Origin of the sequence: Nocardia nepalensis, assembly GCF_048910785.1 — a bacterium.
GTDB classification, from domain to species: domain Bacteria; phylum Actinomycetota; class Actinomycetes; order Mycobacteriales; family Mycobacteriaceae; genus Nocardia; species Nocardia nepalensis.
In genome coordinates, this window is the sequence record NZ_JBKBET010000020.1 from 1,005,428 (window position 1) to 1,023,589 (window position 18,162).

General features: G+C 66.0%; 21 protein-coding genes and 1 tRNA gene. 9 read left to right on the plus strand and 13 right to left on the minus strand.

From position 1 onward, the window contains the following. Nucleotide 1: 1 nt before the first annotated feature. Entirely contained in the window at nucleotides 2–724 is a 723-nt protein-coding gene (locus ACHQ4I_RS15810; protein ID WP_420772457.1) for a uracil-DNA glycosylase, read from the plus strand. Nucleotides 725–901: 177 nt separating this feature from the next. Here ACHQ4I_RS15810 and ACHQ4I_RS15815 read toward each other — a convergent pair whose 3' ends face one another. Further along, the gene (locus ACHQ4I_RS15815; protein ID WP_420772458.1) at nucleotides 902–1,579 is read right to left on the minus strand and encodes a DUF8176 domain-containing protein; all 678 of its coding nucleotides are present in this window, start codon (nucleotides 1,577–1,579) and stop codon (nucleotides 902–904) included. Nucleotides 1,580–2,056: 477 nt separating this feature from the next. Between ACHQ4I_RS15815 and ACHQ4I_RS15820 the strand changes: the two genes are divergently transcribed. Further along, nucleotides 2,057–3,307, plus strand: a complete 1,251-nt coding sequence (locus ACHQ4I_RS15820) for a KasA/KasB family beta-ketoacyl-ACP synthase (RefSeq protein WP_420772459.1) — start codon at nucleotides 2,057–2,059, stop codon at nucleotides 3,305–3,307. Here the strand turns inward: ACHQ4I_RS15820 and ACHQ4I_RS15825 are convergent. The 4 genes from ACHQ4I_RS15825 to ACHQ4I_RS15840 all read right to left on the minus strand — a co-directional run bounded on the left by ACHQ4I_RS15825 (nucleotide 3,304) and on the right by ACHQ4I_RS15840 (nucleotide 6,264). After that, a complete protein-coding gene (locus ACHQ4I_RS15825) occupies nucleotides 3,304–4,128 on the minus strand; it encodes a GNAT family N-acetyltransferase (RefSeq protein ID WP_420772720.1) in 825 nt (274 codons plus the stop codon). The genes ACHQ4I_RS15820 and ACHQ4I_RS15825 overlap by 4 nt on opposite strands. A gap of 99 nt (nucleotides 4,129–4,227) precedes the next feature. Continuing rightward, complete coding sequence (locus tag ACHQ4I_RS15830) at nucleotides 4,228–5,154, minus strand: cyclase family protein (RefSeq protein WP_420772460.1); 927 nt, start codon at nucleotides 5,152–5,154, stop codon at nucleotides 4,228–4,230. A 145-nt stretch (nucleotides 5,155–5,299) separates the two neighbouring features. Next, nucleotides 5,300–5,773 carry a DoxX family protein gene (locus ACHQ4I_RS15835; RefSeq protein ID WP_420772461.1) on the minus strand — a complete coding sequence of 158 codons (474 nt, stop codon included), beginning with the start codon at nucleotides 5,771–5,773 and terminating at the stop codon, nucleotides 5,300–5,302. Nucleotides 5,774–5,823: 50 nt separating this feature from the next. Further along, nucleotides 5,824–6,264: a universal stress protein gene (locus tag ACHQ4I_RS15840; protein ID WP_420772462.1), complete on the minus strand. Its 441-nt coding sequence runs from the start codon at nucleotides 6,262–6,264 to the stop codon at nucleotides 5,824–5,826. A 123-nt stretch (nucleotides 6,265–6,387) separates the two neighbouring features. Here ACHQ4I_RS15840 and ACHQ4I_RS15845 point away from each other — a divergent pair, with 123 nt between their 5' ends. Together ACHQ4I_RS15845 and ACHQ4I_RS15850 are read left to right on the plus strand one after the other, a co-directional pair. After that, nucleotides 6,388–7,284: an alpha/beta fold hydrolase gene (locus tag ACHQ4I_RS15845; RefSeq protein WP_420772463.1), complete on the plus strand. Its 897-nt coding sequence runs from the start codon at nucleotides 6,388–6,390 to the stop codon at nucleotides 7,282–7,284. 119 nt (nucleotides 7,285–7,403) lie between these two features. Further along, on the plus strand, nucleotides 7,404–8,207 hold the full coding sequence (locus tag ACHQ4I_RS15850; RefSeq protein ID WP_420772464.1) for an SDR family oxidoreductase: 804 nt from the start codon (nucleotides 7,404–7,406) through the stop codon (nucleotides 8,205–8,207). 103 nt (nucleotides 8,208–8,310) lie between these two features. Here the strand turns inward: ACHQ4I_RS15850 and ACHQ4I_RS15855 are convergent, their stop codons facing one another. Beyond that, nucleotides 8,311–8,712 carry a hypothetical protein gene (locus ACHQ4I_RS15855; protein ID WP_420772465.1) on the minus strand — a complete coding sequence of 134 codons (402 nt, stop codon included), beginning with the start codon at nucleotides 8,710–8,712 and terminating at the stop codon, nucleotides 8,311–8,313. Nucleotides 8,713–9,047: 335 nt separating this feature from the next. On the opposite strand from ACHQ4I_RS15855, the gene ACHQ4I_RS15860 reads away from it, so the two are divergent. Then, the gene (locus ACHQ4I_RS15860; protein WP_420772466.1) at nucleotides 9,048–9,668 is read left to right on the plus strand and encodes an antibiotic biosynthesis monooxygenase; all 621 of its coding nucleotides are present in this window, start codon (nucleotides 9,048–9,050) and stop codon (nucleotides 9,666–9,668) included. Between the two features lie 70 nt (nucleotides 9,669–9,738). Next, nucleotides 9,739–10,095 (plus strand): hypothetical protein, encoded by a 357-nt coding sequence (locus ACHQ4I_RS15865; RefSeq protein WP_420772467.1) that lies wholly within the window; start codon nucleotides 9,739–9,741, stop codon nucleotides 10,093–10,095. A 178-nt stretch (nucleotides 10,096–10,273) separates the two neighbouring features. Here ACHQ4I_RS15865 and ACHQ4I_RS15870 read toward each other — a convergent pair whose 3' ends face one another. Then, entirely contained in the window at nucleotides 10,274–10,720 is a 447-nt protein-coding gene (locus ACHQ4I_RS15870) for a hypothetical protein (RefSeq protein WP_420772468.1), read from the minus strand. Nucleotides 10,721–10,946: 226 nt separating this feature from the next. Next, nucleotides 10,947–11,324: a hypothetical protein gene (locus tag ACHQ4I_RS15875; RefSeq protein ID WP_420772469.1), complete on the minus strand. Its 378-nt coding sequence runs from the start codon at nucleotides 11,322–11,324 to the stop codon at nucleotides 10,947–10,949. A 383-nt stretch (nucleotides 11,325–11,707) separates the two neighbouring features. Here ACHQ4I_RS15875 and ACHQ4I_RS15880 point away from each other — a divergent pair, with 383 nt between their 5' ends. Together ACHQ4I_RS15880 and ACHQ4I_RS15885 are read left to right on the plus strand one after the other, a co-directional pair. Beyond that, a complete protein-coding gene (locus tag ACHQ4I_RS15880; RefSeq protein WP_420772470.1) occupies nucleotides 11,708–12,064 on the plus strand; it encodes a hypothetical protein in 357 nt (118 codons plus the stop codon). Between the two features lie 86 nt (nucleotides 12,065–12,150). Then, nucleotides 12,151–13,038 carry an aldo/keto reductase gene (locus tag ACHQ4I_RS15885; RefSeq protein ID WP_420772471.1) on the plus strand — a complete coding sequence of 296 codons (888 nt, stop codon included), beginning with the start codon at nucleotides 12,151–12,153 and terminating at the stop codon, nucleotides 13,036–13,038. A 315-nt stretch (nucleotides 13,039–13,353) separates the two neighbouring features. On the opposite strand, the gene ACHQ4I_RS15890 is transcribed toward ACHQ4I_RS15885, so the two are convergent. Beyond that, nucleotides 13,354–13,662: a hypothetical protein gene (locus ACHQ4I_RS15890; protein WP_420772721.1), complete on the minus strand. Its 309-nt coding sequence runs from the start codon at nucleotides 13,660–13,662 to the stop codon at nucleotides 13,354–13,356. 116 nt (nucleotides 13,663–13,778) lie between these two features. Next, on the minus strand, nucleotides 13,779–14,348 hold the full coding sequence (locus tag ACHQ4I_RS15895) for a CGNR zinc finger domain-containing protein (RefSeq protein ID WP_420772472.1): 570 nt from the start codon (nucleotides 14,346–14,348) through the stop codon (nucleotides 13,779–13,781). Between the two features lie 103 nt (nucleotides 14,349–14,451). Here ACHQ4I_RS15895 and ACHQ4I_RS15900 point away from each other — a divergent pair, with 103 nt between their 5' ends. After that, nucleotides 14,452–15,669 carry an epoxide hydrolase family protein gene (locus tag ACHQ4I_RS15900; RefSeq protein ID WP_420772473.1) on the plus strand — a complete coding sequence of 406 codons (1,218 nt, stop codon included), beginning with the start codon at nucleotides 14,452–14,454 and terminating at the stop codon, nucleotides 15,667–15,669. 159 nt (nucleotides 15,670–15,828) lie between these two features. On the opposite strand, the gene ACHQ4I_RS15905 is transcribed toward ACHQ4I_RS15900, so the two are convergent. The 3 genes from ACHQ4I_RS15905 to ACHQ4I_RS15915 form a co-directional block, all read right to left on the minus strand. Next, a tRNA-Ala gene (locus tag ACHQ4I_RS15905) sits at nucleotides 15,829–15,901 on the minus strand. Nucleotides 15,902–16,037: 136 nt separating this feature from the next. Further along, on the minus strand, nucleotides 16,038–17,144 hold the full coding sequence (sepX, locus tag ACHQ4I_RS15910) for a divisome protein SepX/GlpR (RefSeq protein ID WP_420772474.1): 1,107 nt from the start codon (nucleotides 17,142–17,144) through the stop codon (nucleotides 16,038–16,040). Between the two features lie 358 nt (nucleotides 17,145–17,502). Further along, nucleotides 17,503–18,162 carry a GNAT family N-acetyltransferase gene (locus ACHQ4I_RS15915; protein WP_420772475.1) on the minus strand — a complete coding sequence of 220 codons (660 nt, stop codon included), beginning with the start codon at nucleotides 18,160–18,162 and terminating at the stop codon, nucleotides 17,503–17,505.

Sequence of the window (18,162 nt, forward strand, 5' to 3'; positions counted from 1 at the left end):
CGTGTGCGAGACCATCGCCGAACTCGACGCCGCGGTAGCGGACTGCTTCGCCTGCCCGCGGCTGGTCGCCTGGCGAGAACGGGCGGCCAGGGAGAAGCGCGCCGCCTACCGCGACGAGACCTACTGGGGCCGGGCGGTTCCCGGCTACGGCCCGGATGACGCTCGGCTGCTGGTCGTCGGTCTCGCCCCGGCCGCGCACGGCGGCAACCGGACCGGCCGGATGTTCACCGGCGACCGCAGTGGGGATTTCCTCTACGCCGCCATGTACAATGTCGGGCTGACCAATCAACCGACCGCGGTACACCGCGACGACGGACTGCGGCTCATCGGCGCGCGGGTCACCGCGCCGGTGCACTGCGCACCGCCGGACAATAAGCCGACACCCGACGAGCGGGATCGCTGCAGTCACTGGCTGAAAACCGAATCGGTTCTGCTCGCACCGACATTGCGGGCGGTGGTGGTACTCGGTGCGTTCGGCTGGCAGGCGCTGCTACCGGTGCTCGCTTCGGCTGGTTGGACCGTGCCGCGCCCGCGTCCCAAGTTCGGACACGGAGCCCACGTCGTATTGCCGCCGGCCGCCGACGACCGTGCGCCACTGCACCTTTTCGGCTGCTACCACGTCAGCCAGCAGAACACCTTCACTGGCCGACTCACCTCCGAAATGCTCGAATCGGTCTTGGCCGCCGCCGCAACCGCCGCGGGCCTACCCGGCAGCCGGAGCTGATCCTTCGCTCAGGACTCGGCGGCGCGCCGACCGGACCTACAGGGCCCGGTCGATGGCTTCGGTCAGTGCCACCGGGGTGATCTCGAGGCGGTCGAAGCGCCAGCCGTACTCGGCGCAACGCGCCGCGTAGCGGTGCAAGCCAGCCGCGCGACGATCAGCGCGCCGCGGCGCTGGGGCTCAGGACGGCGGCGAGATCTTGGTGATGACGGTGATGCCCTCGCGAGGTGCGACACTCACGAACTGCCGATAGGTGCGCACCGTCGAATCGGGCCGGATCTCGGTGATCACGACATCGAACCGTCCGTCGAGCATCGAGGTGATCAGCACGCAGTGCTGGGTGCCGAGCGGAATGGATTTGATCCCGGCATCGATCAACTGGACCGCGGACACTCCCGCTTCCGGGCTGGTCAGTGCCCGGGCATCCGAGCCGGATCGGCTTACGTAGTAGGCGTATTGGAAGGCGAGGATCACATCCGGACCCGATGCGGTCGAACCGGTGCCATTGCCGCGCACCAGTTGTTCGGTGCGCGTCGGCTCGCAGTTCGGGCCGCCGCCGAGCACCGGATCGGTGATCGTGGCCGTCGCCTGACGGGTATTGCTCGCCTCGGCCGTGTACACCAATACCAGCGCCACCGCGGCCAACGTCCCGAAGAATGCGGCGCTACCGACCAGCCAGGGCCGACGCGGCGGGCGTCGTTTCCGGCGCTGGGGATGGCGCGCGGGCAGTACGCGTGGCGACGGTCCGGGCGGGATCATGCCCGGCCATAGCGGGGCAGCCGACCGGTTCCGGCTACGGCGCGTTCCGGTGCGAAGCGCGGCCGTATTGCCGCCGGACTCCGCGTTCGACGACACCATGATCTCGCCACACCCCTTTGCCGGTGCCGCTCGGGCGACCTTCCGAAATCGCCGGGCCAGCAGCCCATTCAATGCCGTTGTGCAATAACAAGATTGCACATCACACGAGTATTGGCGACCGAATCGGCGAGGGAGAACCGGTCAGCGGACCAGCAGACTACGCCCGATCCCGCCGCGGATGCGCGCCGTTCCAGCAACTTTGGAGGGTTCCCACAAGAGCCGGGCCGAAGGTTCGTAACGACGGGCATACCGCGCCCGAGCCGCGCCGGTAAGCTCGTCCGGAAACGATGTCCGGCGAAAATGCCTGCTCAGCAATGCGTTTCGGCACATTACCGAGCACCGGAAGACGCCTGTGACGATGCCGCTCGACAACGATGTCCGGCCGCCGCAGCCCGTCGTACGCCTGTTCGCTTCGCATAAGGCACTCGTCAGGACACCGAAACCCGAGTTACCGGAAGAAAACCAGGAGTGACACTCGTGCGCAATCTCTTTGCCGCCGACGGGCGATTCCCGAATGTCGTCGTGACGAGCCTCGCGGCGACCACCTCGATCGCCGGTGACGTCGACGCCACGTGGAAGGGACTCCTCAACGGGGAGAGCGGAATCGAGGTGCTGGAGGATCCGTTCATCGAGGAGTACGACCTGCCGGTCCGCATCGGCGGTCATCTGAAGGTTCGGCCCGAGACCCTGCTGACCCGGGTCGAGCAGCGCCGCATGGCCTATGTCGAACAGCTCGCGACCGTGCTGGGCCGCGAGGTATGGCGCAATGCGGGCAGCCCGGAGGTCGATCCCGAGCGACTGGGTGTGGCGATCGGTACCGGGCTCGGTGGCGCGGATGCGATCACCGACGCGAACAACAAGCTGAAGAATGGTGGCTACCGCAAGATTTCGCCGCTGGCCGTGCAGATGATCATGCCCAACGGACCCTCGGCCGTCGTCGGTCTCGAGTTGAAGGCCAGGGCCGGCGTGATCACCCCGGTCTCGGCGTGCTCGTCCGGTTCCGAGGCAATCGTCAACGCGTGGCGCATGATCGCGATGGGTGACGCCGATATGGTCGTCACCGGCGGCGTCGAGGGCTATATCGATGTGCTGCCGATCGCCGCGTTCACCATGATGCGCGCGATGAGCACCCGCAACGACGACCCGAAGGGTGCCTCGCGTCCGTTCGACAAGGATCGCGACGGTTTCGTCTTCGGTGAGGCCGGTGCGCTGATGGTCCTCGAATCCGAGGAACATGCGAAGGCACGCGGGGCGACCATCCACGCGCGCCTGCTCGGCGCCGGAATCACTTCCGACGGTTACCATTTGGTCGCTCCGGCGCCCGATGGCGATGGTGCCGCCCGCGCGATGACCCGTGCGATGCAGACCGCCGGTCTGACGCCGAAGGACATCACCCACATCAACGCGCACGCCACCGCGACCCCGGTCGGCGACACCGCCGAAGCGAACGCGATCAACAAGGCCGTGGGTAACCATGCTTCGGTATACGCGCCGAAGTCCGCACTGGGACATTCGATCGGCGCGGTCGGTGCGCTGGAATCGATCCTGACCGTGCTCAGCATCCGCGACGGTGTCGTCCCGCCGACCCTGAACCTGGAAAACCTCGATCCCGAGATCGATCTCGACGTCGTGCACGGTGAGGCGCGTCAACAGGAGATCGAGTACGCGATCAATAATTCGTTCGGTTTCGGCGGGCACAATGTCGCGCTCGCCTTCGGGCGGTACTAGCGGACGAGGATGGCGCGGGGATAGAGCAGTTGGAAGCCGAGCTTCTGAACGTTCTGCTGTGATTTCGAACCGGGCAGGGTCGTCACGACCGCGAGGTCACAGCCCGCGGCCGCGGCGGCGGCCAGGCGCATCGAGAGCAGCGAGCCCTGCACACCGCGTCGGCGGAATTCGGGAAGGGTTGCCGCGCCGCATAGTTGGGCCACGCCGTCGCTGAGGCGCAGGCTCGCACCCCCGGCGGGCACGCCATCGATCCAGGCCAGCGAACCGACGAAACCAGTTGTCGCGGTGAGGTCCCGCTCGGCGCGCTCGATCGCCTCGCGCGGGAAATCCTCGTGCGAGGCGACGCCCTGCGTGTCCGGCGTGGCGAAGCCGTCGACGACGACATTCACCCAGGTCTCGAATTCCTCGTGCCCGACATCGCGAATCTGCACGCCGTCGGCCAGCCGCGCCTGCCGGTCCGGGTCGAGCCGCAAGCCGAGTACGTTCTCGAATCCGAGCAGCACATAGCCCCGGCGGGTCAGACATTCGACGACGGCGGGGTCGGCGAGGGTCGATACCTCGAACTGGACCGGCGCCTCCCGCTCGGCGAAGGCCTGTTCGACCGCTTCCAGCTCTACGTCGTCGAACGCACTTCCCATGCCGACGCCGACCACCTTGTCCAGCGGTGAACCCGCGCCCGCCCACACCGCGAGGCCACTGCCGATGGGTTGCAGCAGCACTCGCTCCCGCGGGTCCCGACGCGCGGCCGCGCGAGCGCCGTCCTCGATCAGCGTCCGTTCGACGTGCTCGACGCGCGCTGCGAGGTCCTGTCCGGCGAACAAACCCGGGGCGAAGTCAGACGGCATGAGGCATTCCTACCCTGCGGGTGGGGCCCGGTTCACCTGGTTTACCGCTGAGCAGGTACGGCGTGTCGGACTCGGTCAGAAAATCGCGACCGGCGCGACGGGCGTTCCGGTGGCACCGGCAAACGGCTCCGGCATAGCGCTGAGCAGGAACTCGTAGCGCCCTTCTTCGGCGCAGGTCCGCGACAACTCCTCGAGATTCCAGTTCTGCCCCTGCAGCATGCCCATCTCGACCAGGTGCAGCGCGTGCACCGCCAGCCACCCGTGCTCGATTTCCGGCGGGAAGATCTCGAATGTCAGGGTGTCGTTCGCCACGGCCGCGACATCGCGGGCGTGGAACCATTCCGGACAGCGGACCGAAAGTCCCGGTGCGGGAACGGCATACCCTTGTTTGTCGCCCGCCAGATACAGCCGCATCTGGCCGGTTCGCACCAGCACCACGTCCCCGGCGCGGACCCGCACGCGAGCGAATTCCTCGGCGGCCAGCAGGTCCTCGGGCCTTACCGCGTGGTCGCCGGGGAGGCGATCGACGCCGTGGGCGGCCGCGATATCGAGCAGCACACCGCGCGAGACGATATGCCGGGCCTTATCGATCCCGCTGAAGGCGGCGCCGCCGTGCACGGTGATGGTGTCGGCCGGACGCCCGTTGTAGATCCGCCCGGAGTGCGAGACATGGGTCAGCGCATCCCAATGGGTGGCGGCCTGCAGTCCCATCGTCACCACATCGTCGCTGGTTGCGACCAGTCCGGGCCCGAACATCTCCCAGTTCAGCGCGATCATCGAATGCAACGGATTGACCCGTCCGGGTATCAATCCGGTCTGTATCCCGTTCTGCTGCAACGGAACCGCGAGCGGGACCCGACGCCCGGTGCGCACCGTCGCCGCCGCATCCCGGACGACCTCGTCGGTAATGAGATTGAGCGTTCCGATCTCGTCATCGCCGCCCCACCGCCCCCAGTTGTTCACGCGCTCGGCGATATCGAGCAATTCCGGGGGCAATGCCATGGCGGCAATCTACCGTTCGCGGCCGGCGTGTAGGCGTGCTACCGGGTCGAACCGGCCGTCTCGGCGGCATCCGCGAACACGCGGCGGCGCACCGATGAGCACCACCTATCCTCGGCGAATGGCGGCCGAGTTCGTGGTCCGGCGATCAGTCCGTGGCACGAACGAGCCTGGCGTCCAAGGAGAATGCCCCCGCGCCGACGATGAGCAGGAATGCGCTTCCGCACAGTTGGGCGAGGTCGGTGCGGGATTCGTGCAGAAAGGTCCACCATCCGGATTTGCCAGGGAAGAGTGCCGCATCGCCCCACAGGATCGGCAGTTTGGTGATCAGCAGCGCGCCGATCATGTCGACGATCATCGGGACGGCCGCGAGGCGCGTCAGGAGCCCGGCGAGAATCAGTGCGCCGCAGACGATTTCGAAGATGCCGTCCAGCGGTGCGATGAATCCCGGGGCCGGAATACCGACCTTGTCGAATCGGCCGGTACCCAGCGCGTCGGGGTAGACGAATTTCTGGATGCCTTCGGATAGGAAGACCACGCCGACGTATAGGCGGATGAGGACAACCGAGGCGGGTGCGGTGGTCGCGGTCAGGCGCGCCGACCAGGAACTGAACTGGGACATGCGATATGCCTCCGCTCGTGCCAACTGCCATCAATGATTATCGCGCCGCATCAGGATTGTGCGGGCCCATCCTGGGCGATGAGAACCGAGCAGTCGGCGTGGCGGGCGGCCTTCTCAGCGGTGGCACCGATGAAACGACCCCAGATCGCCGAATGGCCGCTGCGGCCCAGGACCAGCAGGTCCGCCTCATGATGGGTGGCGGCGACGGCGAGTTCATGCGCGGGGTGACCTGCCCGGATCTCGGCTTTGATGGCGATGCCGCGTTCGGCGGCGGTTGCGGCGGCCGCGGCAAGCCAGCGACGGCTGGTCACCTCCTCGACCGAGCGCTCCTCCTCGATCTCACCGATCACCGGCGCGTATAGCGGCCGATGCTCCTCCACGGCGACGACGGTGAGCGCGGACTTGTGCGCGGCGGCCAACTCGAGCGCCATTCGAAGAGCCTCGCGGGCGCCGGGCGAGTCGTCGTATCCCACCACGATCCGCTGGAACACAACCTCCAGTGTGATCGTCAGATTGATCGTGGTCCAGCATCCCTGGCCATCCACCCACGGACGGGGTTCGGATCCGCCCACGGAAGGTGGTTCGGCAGGCGCGTGGCGAACTATGGTGTCCATATGCCCGTTACCGACGGTACCGCTGTCTCCGAACCGCCAGCCATTGCCGGCGTGCGCCGATCGTTCGTCACCGCCCGCGATGTCCGATTCCACGTCACCGAGGCCGGACCGGTGGATGGTCGGCCGGTCGTGGTGCTGCACGGCTGGCCGCAGCACCATTACGCCTATCGGGACCTGCTCGCCGACCCGCCCGAGGGACTCCGGATCATCGCGCCCGATCTGCCCGGCTACGGTTGGTCGGGCCCGGCGCCGCATCGGTGGGCGAAGGACGACGTCGCCTCCGATCTGCTCGCACTCTTCGATGTGCTGGGCCTGGACCGGGTGCTGCTCGTCGGACACGATTGGGGCGGTTACGTCGGATATCGCATGATGCTGCGCGAACCCGAGCGGTTCGATGGCTATCTCGTACTGAACATGGCACATCCGTGGGTTCCGGTATCGACGGTATTGCGACACCTCTGGCGTTTCCTCACCTATCAGCCATTGATCGCTACCGTGGGTGTGCCGTTGCAACAGCGCACCAAGTTCCTCGAGCGGGTCATCGGCGCCGCGACCACCGACCACAGCGCGGTCGGCCCCGAGGTGGTGCGAATCTTCGCCGACCGCTTCCGCGATCCGGTCTGCGCCCGCGCCGCCACCGACACCTACCGAACGTTCTGGCTGCGCGAAATCCCCAATGCCGCACGCAATCCGGAACGCCGCCGCGCCACCATCCCGATCCGCGCGGTCTTCGGCGTCGACGACGTCGCCGTGCACCCTTCTCTTGCCGCCGCCGAAACCGCCCGCGCCGACGACTACACCTTCGAACCCGTCAGCGGCTGTGGACATTTCGTCGCCGACGAGCGGCCCGATATCGTTCGCGCCCGTCTGATCGAATTGGCGCAGACCACGAAATAGTCTTCGTCACTGCGGCTTTTGCGCGCCCAGGTCTGGATGATCCGCAGAACATCATCGTCGGGTCATCGACGGCGGCGCGAGGGTCGCAGCATCGAGCGTGAATGACAGGGAGAACTACCATGAACCGACTCGCAGTTGTCACCGGCGCTTCGTCCGGCATCGGAAAGGCAACGGCCGCAGCACTGGTCGCGCGCGGATTCCAGGTGATCGGGACGAGCCGCAACCCGGATTCGATCACGGCGGCCGATCGAGTGGCCGATGTCGAGTATCGCGCGCTCGATCTGACCGCTCCCGATTCGATCCGGCGATTCGTCGACGGGCTCGACGGTGTCGAGGTGTTGATCAACAATGCCGGCGAGAGCCAGGCCGGACCCCTGGCCGAACTACCCGCCGCTGCGGTCGAGCGGCTGTTCCAGCTCAATGTGCTCGGGCCGGTCGCACTCACCCAGGCGGTGCTTCCCGGTATGCGCAGCCGTGGTTACGGGCGGGTGGTCATGGTCGGTTCCATGCTCGCCAGCTTTCCGATGCCGTACCGATCCTCCTACGTCGCGACCAAGGCGGCCGTCCGCGGCTTCGCCACCGCGGCCCGGTTCGAGGAGTCCCCGTTCGGGGTGTGGATCACCACCGTCGAACCCGGTCAGATCGATACCGGGCTGCGTGAGCGGCGTACCAAGTACATCACCGAAGATTCCCCGCACACAGCGGATTTCACCCGCTTCATGAGCAAACTCGATGAGCAGCAGGCCAAAGGCATTGCGCCAGAACGCGTTGCCGCCACCATCGTCACCGCGGTCGAGGCGCAACGGCCACAACCGCTCTACGCGGTCGGCAGCAACGCACCCGCCATGTTCGCGCTGCGCCGCCTCCTGCCGCGCACCCTCATCGAAAAACTCATTGCCAACTCCTACGGACTGCGCCGATGAGTTCGGCCGTGCGTACCGTGCGGCGGCGAAAAGTGCTCCTGGGCGGGCATTCCGGCGGTGCGTCGGTGACCGCGCGGACGCGAGGTCACATCGATGGACGCGATCAGACGTAAGGAGCCAGAGCCGTCGCGATCCGATGCGGATCGCCGAGCCCGCGATAGTCGTCCGGCATTCGCGCCAGTCCGCGCCGCATTTCCGTCACCAGGTCCGCGGCCTGGTTCAGCGAGCATTCGGTGCGCCCGAGCAGCTTGCGCGCCCGCCGCGCATTCGCCGACAGATGCGCCTGGTGCCCTGCGGCTATCGCGGACAGTCGCGCAAGCTCTTCCTCGGCATCGAGCACCAGCTTGACGTGATGCTCGAAGTAATACCCCTCCCCCAGTTCCGCTGCCGCGGTGCCAGTTTCGGGTACACCCTCGGCCCATGGCACCACCTCGAGCTTCAACCGTACAACGGCGAACCCGGCGTCACGCATCTCCTCGACCATCCCCGACACCGAATCCCGCACCGCCGCAATCGTTCCCGATCGCCGCACCGTCACCATAGGCTGATCGCACACCCGCCCTCGCGCCAGCACGAGGCGCATACCCGGGATACGACCAGGGCTGTGCGGCCACGATCAAGGGGCGGGGGCCGTCCGTTGGGACTGAGGTCCGGTTGTCGTACGCAGATCACGCACCCAATTTACGAAGGCGTCTCATTCGTTAGCGCCCGTGTGCGGCGAACGTTGCGCAGAGTGTGCCGAGTCGCAACCCGCTATTGCCATCACGGCCGAGGCGGAGCAGTGTGAACGTACCGGTGGCGCCACCGGGGCGCTGCCCTGAGCAACCGAGGGGGTGGATCGTGTACGCACGTTCTACCAATATTCAGGCGCAACCCTCCAATATCGATGCCGGGATTGCGCACGTTCGCGACGAAGTAATGCCCGCGGTGCAAGGCCTACCCGGCTGTATCGGGCTGTCGCTGCTGGTCGACCGGCAGTCCGGCCGGTGCATCGCCACGACCGCATGGGAATCCGAAGACGCGATGCGCGACAGCGAGGACCGCGTTCGCTCGATTCGGGACCGTGCCGCGGAGACGTTCGGCGGCGGCGCACAGGTCGAGCACTGGGAGATCGCCGTGTTGCACCGTGACCACCGCTCGAAGGAGGGCGCCTGCGCCCGCGTGGCCTGGACCAAGACGGACCCGGCTCGGCTCGACTCGATGATCGAGACCTACAAGTCCCAATCCCTGCAGGCGATGGAAGGGCTCGAGGGTTTCTGCAGCGCGAGTCTGCTGATCGACCGGACTTCCGGGCGCGGCGTTTCGTCTGTCACCTTCGACAACGCCGACGCGATGGAACGCAACCGCGAGCAGGCGACCGCCATGCGGGAGAAGATCACCAAGCAAATGGGTGTCGAGGTAGTCGACGTGTGCGAGTTCGAACTGGCACTCGCCCACCTACGCGTCCCCGAATTGGTATAACCGCGCGGCGGTGCCGTCATCTCCCCGGCACCGCCGAGCATCCGCCGCGAGCGTCGCGCTGCTGCCCCTGGTGACGAACCGCCTGGTGAGCAGGCGTTCCAGTCCGGTTATCGCCGCCGCGCTCACCGCTGACGGGGTTTTGTCCCTCGCCGTCCTGGATATGCTGCATTTTGCAATCAATCGAAAAGCGAAAGGCAGCAATATGATTCGGAAGGTCCTCTTGGCGGTTACGGCCGGTGTGCTGGTCAGCGCACCCGCGACGGCGTCGGCCGATGTCGCGGTTTCTGTCGCCGACAAGCCTGCTGCCGCGCAGGAGGTCGCGATCAGCACCGGATCGGGGGTTGCGGACACCGTTATCAATGGGCTGATCGCGGTGATCTTCGGTCCGAATGATCCGTCGACTTGCAAGTTCCCTTACTGCTTCTGAGTGCCGCCGCGGCACCTGCCTTGTTGGGCTGGGCCGGCCCTGCGAGGGGCTCGTTGCCGCGTGGCTGCACTCCGTGGCCGAATTCGGTCTCGTGATGGCAACCCGCGACCAGGAGCACCGGATGCTCTGGTCGCGGGTTGGTGCCCGGTTATCGACCTGGTTGACAGGTCGGGAGATGTCAGTGGGCCGAGAGGCTGCTGAGCAGTCCGCCGATTCCGGCGGCGCCGGTGCCTTCCGTGCCGCAGCTGGCGCCGTCGGGCGCCTGGTCGACCACATCGACCGATGTCGGGCCGATGATTATGGCGGAGCCGCTCGAGATGCCGCGCATCCAGAGTTTGTGTGTGCCGCTGGTCGTGGGTGTCCAGGTGGCGGTGGCGTCCTGGCCGGGCTGCAGAGGCTGCTCATTCCCGATCTGAGTGGCAGCGCTCAGGGTGGCGCCGTCCATGAAGTAATAGGACGTAGTGCCCGTTTGGATCTTCTCGCGCGGGACCGTGAGGGTGTACGCGTTGTCGACACAGTGGACGTTCCCGGACACCGTCAGGAACGGCTCGTCGGCCGCCGCGAGCGACGCCATCGAGACCGTGGAGGCGGCCAGCGCCGCGAATGCGGCAGCACAGGAGCTCACGCGGGCTACCCGAAGACGCTTCAAGTTCTACTCCTCTTCACTGAAGAAAACACCAAATGGTTTGTCGTGCTGCAAGATCGGAGCCATCGGCGATACCGTTACGTGAGGCCGACCATCGCCGCCACCATGCTGTGCACCGCCCGCATCACCTCGCCACCCGCCAGTCGAGTCGATATCCGACCATTCGATCCCGGTCGACGACAATCGTCGCGGCGCGAATCGAGCGCTACTCTCCGGTGCCACAGGGTAATTCGCCCGACGCCGGAAGACCGATCACGAACGAGTCACTGCGTCCGCGCGCGTCCAGCCGACCATCCCCCCAGCTCGCACTGCCGTAGGCGTCGACCTCTATGGCGTATTCGCCGTCGGCCAGCGCCTCGGGCAACCGCACCGACGTCGACGGCCGTCCGTCCACGATGGCCAGGTACACCCGCTGCGATTTACCTCCCAGCGGCACCAGGAAGATCCGCGCGTACTCGAGCTTCTTGTGAGCGCCGGATGCGACGGGTGACCAACTGATGCCGAGCGACCGCCACCCCGTATCGATGAACTCGACGGTGACTCGCAGCGTCGTCTCCCCCGCGAGCCCGGCTCGATACCTCACGGCGCCTTCCTCGGATGCCTACGCCGCGGTACAGACGACTCGCAGCGGGATTGCCCTTTGAAACAGGCTGGCACGGACACCTCGGCAAGGCAACGCGGATCCGCCCGAGGCGAGGTGTTTGTGCGCCCGGCCGAAGAGCAGCGCGCCGCCGTCGCGGCCCGAGGAGGCGGGCAGCACAGTCAGCCAGCATGTCCTGATCGCGGTTAGGCCGATTTGGTCGAGCTGGACTGCACTACCGACGAGGATCGGACGGGCGTTGACAGCACGCCGAGCACGGGGTGAGGCTGAAGCGTGGAGAGTCCACGAGAGGAGTTCAAGGGAGGAGTTCGATCATGCTCGGTGACCTAATCGGAGAAGAACAAGGTCAGATCACGGTCCAGCGCGTGCTGCGCGGCGAAAACGGAACTGCCCCGGCGATGGAGACTTCTTTCCAGACCACTGGTCAACTTCTCGGCGTCACCGTCAACGACACCGGGACCTACACCGCCCGGCTTCAACCCGACGGCACGCTCCACGGCGAGGGCCAGGGCGTGATGATGGGCCCGAGCGGTGCCCATGCGAGCTGGCAGGGCCTCGGCGTGGGCCAGTTCACCGAAAACGGCGCGGTCAGCTGGCGCGGCTCCATCGTTTACGAAACCGACTCACCCGAGTTCGCCGATCTGCGCGGCGTCGCAGGCGCTTTCGAATGGGAAACCGATGCCAGCGGAAAGGCCGTCGGCAAAATCTGGGCCTGGAAGTAACAGCGCCCGCAACGATGTTGCGAGCGTCGGCGATTACGTCAGTCGACGCTCGCGACGCATGCTCGGGGGTCCCTAGCGTCGCAACCATGACAACCACCTTCCAGCTCGGCGGCGAGCTCACTGTCAGCCGAATCGGTTATGGCACAATGCGCTTGGCCGCGCAAGAACCCGGATTCGACGCATCGGTGTTCCACGTCTGGCGAGCGCCCGCCGACCGGCAGGCCGCGCTCGCGATCCTGCGCCGTGCGGTCGAATCGGGGGTGAACCTCATCGACACCGCCGATGCCTACGCGCTCGGCGAGACCGAGGAGCTGATTGCCGACGCCCTGGCGCCCTACCGCGACGATGTCGTCATCGCGACCAAGGTCGGTGCCGTGCATCCGACTCCCACGGAGTGGATACCGCTGGGGCACCCGGCCTATCTGCGCCAACAGACGGAACTATGTTTGCGCCGGTTGCGGCTGGACCACATCGATCTGCTGCAACTGCACCGTATCGACCCGGCCTTCCCGCTCGCGGACCAGATCGGCGCGCTCAGCCAGCTCGTCTCCGAGGGTAAGGCCCGCTATGTCGGCCTGTCCGAGGTCAGCGTCGACCAGATCCGCGCAGCCACGGAGATCACCCCCATCGCCAGCGTGCAGAACCTCTACAACGTCACCCACCGTGCGGCCGAGGACGTCGTGGAATACAGCGCCGCCCACGGCATCGCGTTCCTCCCATGGTTCCCCGTCGCGGCGGGCGCCCACGCCGCGGCCACCGGCGTGCTGGCGGACATCGCCGCCGAACTCGCCGTGACCCCGGTCCAGGTATCGCTGGCGTGGCTGCTGCACCGGTCACCGACGATCCTGCCCATCCCGGGCACCACCTCCCCGACTCACCTCGACGAAAACCTCGCCGCGGCTCACATACGGCTGTCCGCAGATCAATTCGAACGACTCTCGGCCATTGCGGCGGCCGCGGTCACCGGGCGGTGACTACGAATAATCCGCACAAGCTGCTGGTGCACCGCGAGCACCACCCCTGCCGGGCCGCGGAGGGCGGTCTGCGCCGTCCCCGGCCAACCTCGAAGCGGTGCTGGATAACGCAAGACGGGGCGTGATGATGAGGCGACGGCCGCCACTCAGGTTCAACTATGGCAGCTGACCGGCGTCCTGCCGGTTGACAGCCAGGTCGGTCGTCACCAAGAGGCTTCGCGTCTTACGCGTCGCAGGCGGGAATGGCTCGAAGCGCCAGCCCGCCACAGCGCAGAAGGGCCCCACGTCGGAGCGTTTCATTCACGTTCCAGGCGACTAGCTCGACGTGCCGAAGACGGACTGATACCAGTAACTGTTGGGCTTACGAAACCATTCGCCGATCCGCTCCGTGTCGAACACCCGCAACTGCGACATGTCGACGTGGTATCGATGGAACAGGGATACGAGTTCGTATACGGATTCGTCATCGGCCGCGGCATCGACGTTGATGTAGAGCGTTCGCAGCTCACCTTTGTATGACCGCACGGCAGGAATCTTGTCCAGCCACTCGAAAAAGGCCGCTTCGTCGAACTCTGACCCGTATCTGACGCCGGTTGCCGCTAGCACGATCTCAGTGTCGCTCATCGCCACTCAGTCAAGCAGAAGTGCCGCAAATCGGTTCGTGCCAGTACTTTTGGGGGTCGCAGAAGCTGAAATCCGCCAAGGGTCGGCTGGGTTGTTCGCTCGGTATGCGGCATTAGTCAGCTTCTGGTGTTCTTGCGCTGGTTGGCATTGAAGCGCGCCTTCTTCTGACGATTCCCGCACGTGTTCATGTCACACCATTTGCGGGTGCGACTTTGGCTGGTGTCGAAGAAGGCGGCCCGGCAGGTTGGCGATGCGCACAAGGCCAATTTTCCGTCTCGTTCGCCTGCGATGATGCTGATTGCGTCGGCGGCGATTACGCCTAGGGCATCTTCTACGCAGGAAGTCGAGCTGAGTCGCCATTGACGATTGCCCTCGGGCGTCAGGATAGGCGCGGCCCGCCCCTGAATGCTGCAGTCGTTGATGACTTGGACAGCAGACGCAGGGAGAGCGTCTTGAATCGCGGCCGCTGTTGCGGCGGCGTGAATAGATTCCCTCAGTTCCCGTGCGAGTTCGAGCTGGGCGGTGGTGCAGGAGTCCACGGACAGGCCGTTCACTGCCAGCCAGTCGACGAGTCGCTGCGGCGTGGGAATGCGCTCCACAGGGTCGCCACGACGCTCCGTCAGAGTCGCTGTGAAGCTGGTCGCTAGCACGTTACCGAGGCGAAAGTCAGGGAACCCAGCAGGCATGGAACCACCTTAGCTGGTTGCGGGCTTGCACAGAGGCATGTTAGAACCGTCTTAGCCGGTTCACGATAGGCCGTAGCCGGTTCCGCGATGACCAGGAGGTCTCATGCCCGCACTCGGCCACCTCAATCCGGTTTTCACGCCCGACTCCGTCGACGTGCAAGCATTTGAAGCCCACGCAACTGATGCCGACCTCGAGGATCTGCGCGCGCGACTGGCCGCAGCGCGGCTACCGGAGGCCGAGACGGTCTATCGCGCCGCGCCCGACCCTCGCCGATGGGAACAGGGTGTTCCCCTCGCCGACCTCGTCGATGTCGTGAACTACTGGCGCACCGGGTACAACTGGCGGTCGTTCGAAGAGCGCCTCAACCGAATCGGTCAGTTCCACACGACCATTGATGGTCTGGGAATCCACTTCCTGCACCGTCGATCCGCGCGCGCAGATGCCACTCCCCTGATCTTGACGCACGGCTGGCCAGGCAGCATTGCCGAGTTCATCGATGTAGTAGACGAGCTGGCAGATCCGAAAGATGCAGACGCGCCAGCATTCCACGTCGTGGTTCCATCGCTGCCAGGCTTTGGTTACAGCGACAAGCCGACCACCACCGGGTGGGGAACCGAAAAGATCGCGGCCGCATGGGTGGAACTGATGGGAAGGCTCGGCTACAGCAAGTTCGCAGCCCACGGCGGCGACTGGGGCGGCAATATCACCACAGTTCTCGGCGCCAGGTTCCCGGCGCACGTTCTCGGCATCCACACAACGTTCGCGGAGGGACCGCCCGGGTTGACAACGGACGGGCTGACGGCGGTCGAGCGCAAGTGGACCGAGGAAACCCGCGATTTCTGGGGCGGATCGCCGACGCGCCACCGCGCGGCGTACGCGAAGCAACAGGCGACCCGACCGCAGACCATCGGCTACTCGCTCGTCGACTCACCGGTCGGGCTTCTTGCCTGGATCCTCGACAAGTTCGCCGAGTGGAGCGATACCGAAGACAGCCCGTTCGAGACGATTTCCAGAGACCGCATTCTCGACGACGTCACCCTGTATTGGCTGACGCGGACCGGCGCATCGGCGGCCCGCATCTACTACGAAAGCCACAACTCGCTCGACCCCGAACTTCGGGTCGACGTCCCGTCCGCAATCACTATGTATCCCAGAGACATCGATAAGTGTCCGCGGCCCTGGGCACAGCAGCGGTACCGACAGATCGTCCGATGGAGGTCGCCCGAAATCGGGGGACATTTCCCGTCGCTCGAGGTTCCCGAGTATTTCGTCAAGGACCTGCAAGAAGGCCTCGCGGCAGTGCTGGCCGCTAATCGGTGAACGCGGCTGGGTGCCGAGACGCGGAATTAGTCCGAGGATCTGAGCTGTGTGCCGAATGCTCGGCCCGGCTACAAACAACACACAACCACCGCAATGTGTTCACACAATGCCATACAACAAAGAAGCCGCAGGTTGATGACCTACGGCTTCTTCAGTGAGTGGAGCTAAGGGGAATCGAACCCCTGACCTTCTCGATGCGAACGAGACGCGCTACCAACTGCGCTATAGCCCCGTGCGGCTCCGGGGAACCGCGCTGTGACACTGTATCAGGCGGGGTGGGCAGACTCCGAATCGTGTGGTTGAGCTGGGCAGATGTAGGGGCGGGCGACGCTAGTGGATGCGATGTCCGGATCGGCCCAACCGGATGGTCAAGCGCCTGCGGCTCGGCGCAGATCGCCGCCGTGACCGCGGCGCAGGGCGCGGGCGGTGGCGGCGTCGAAGGTTTCCAGGTGTTGGAACATCGGGTCTTCGTCATCGGCCTCGATGAGGGCGGAGCGGCGGCGTAGGGCGCGGGCGGTATCGCGGTCCATGACGCGCTGTTGGGCGCGCTGCTCGGCTCGGCGTTCGTCCTCGACCTGTTCGCCACGGCTGCGGGCCAGGCGGGCGAGGCGACGGCGGCGGATCTCCTCTTCCATCCGCACCTGCTTGCGCAGGTACGCCAGGTAGGTCACCAGGACGATACTCGAGCCGCCGCAGCCCCACCAGAACAGTGGCCCCAGCGCCACGGCGAGCCCACCGAAGGTGAGGGCGGCCAGTATCAGGCCGAGTACCGCGCGCTGACGGAAGGTGTAGCGGGCCGCACGCGCGATGGCGTCGGCCTCCGGATCGAAGCCGCCGCGGCCGCGCCGAGTGGGCACGAAATCCGGGTCGTCCGAGTCGGATTCGCCGACACGAGCGGGCGACGCCGTCCGGGCCGGGGGGATCCGGGCACCGGTCGTTTCGGTGTGCTCTGCCGCCACCAGGTCATCATCGGCCGTCGCCCGTTGCTTCGCAGGCGTTCGGGCCGTTGCTATCTCGTCATCATCGGAATCGATATCGACGGGTTCACCAGCATCGTCGTCGAATTCGCCATCCGCATCATCGAATTCGTCATCGGCCCGATCGAGCTCGTCGACTTCGCCGTCCCGATCGTCGATTTCGGAATCGGATGCCGCGGACCTGATTTCGGACGGGTCGTCCGCGGGATTGTCGTCCTCGGTGACCTGCTCGTCGGCCGGTGTGGTCATCCGGTCCTCCGCATCATCGCTGTGGGAAAGCTTTCTCTGCACTCGGGTCGGCCGGTAATCCGGATCGCTGTCGTGACCGGCGGCCGGTCCACTCTTCGTGCGCCGCTTGGAACCTCCGCGGTGCAATACGCGGGTCGCCAGCGCCGCGTCGGTTGTCTGCCGGATCCTGGGGTGGCGGTCGGCGAGGATCGGGAACAGCACGAATACCCAGAGCACGACCAGACCAATCCATAGGATCGAATTCGGCATTTCGCCTCAGCACCTCCGTCCCCGCCGCATCGTCCGTTCGACCGGGTCGTACCGCGCCCCGTCGCGGTGCGTTCGCTCGCCGCAAAACGCCTCGGACGGACGGACGTCCGGTCGCCGCAAGGCGTATTCGGCACTGGCACCGAGCGCCTCACAGGCTGATCCTTTCGAGCGACGCGCAAGCAATCGCTACGGTCGCTGCCGGTGGCGCAGGACGCACCCCCGACGTCCGTAGGTTAATTCCGTGTCGCACCAAGTTCGGTCAGGCGCGCCGTGCACATACGCCACACCTGTCACACTTCCACCATTATTGCCGCGCGTCCACGCAGCCGGGCGCGTCGGAAACGGTACGAACGTGCAGCTATCCGGAATTCGGTAGTGTGGCCCTGCCGTCGCGCACCAGCCGGTCGACGACGGTGCCCGCCACCTCCTCGACGGTGATGCCGACCAACAGGTGATCGCGCCAGGCCCCATCCACGTCGAGGTATCGCTTCAGCAACCCCTCCTCGCGGAAACCGACATTGCGCAGAACCGCTTGGCTGGCCAGGTTTTCCGGACGCACCGTCGCCTCCACCCGGTGCAATCCGACGGGCCCGAAACAGTGATCCAACCCGAGTGCCAGCGCCGCCGTCGCCACGCCCTGACCGCCTAGATCCTTGGCCACCCAATAGCCGATCCAGGCCGAACGCAGTGCGCCGCGCACGATATTGCCGACGGTCAACTGCCCGCTGAACGCGCCATCGACCTCGATCACGAGCGGAATCATCGCCCCGCGCCTGGCCTCGGCCTTCAGACTCGACCACAGCGACGGCCAATTCGACGCGTGGTTGCGCGTCTCCCATGCGCCGCGCCCGGTCGGCTCCCACGGCTCCAGATGTGCCCTGTCGCGCAATCGGATCCGACTCCAGGTCGCCGCGTCGCGCAACCGCACCGGACGCAATGTCACCTGCCCCGCCGCGACGCGCACCGGCCCCAGGTGCGCGGGCCATCCGGGATGCTGCGTGACCCGGAACACGTTCAT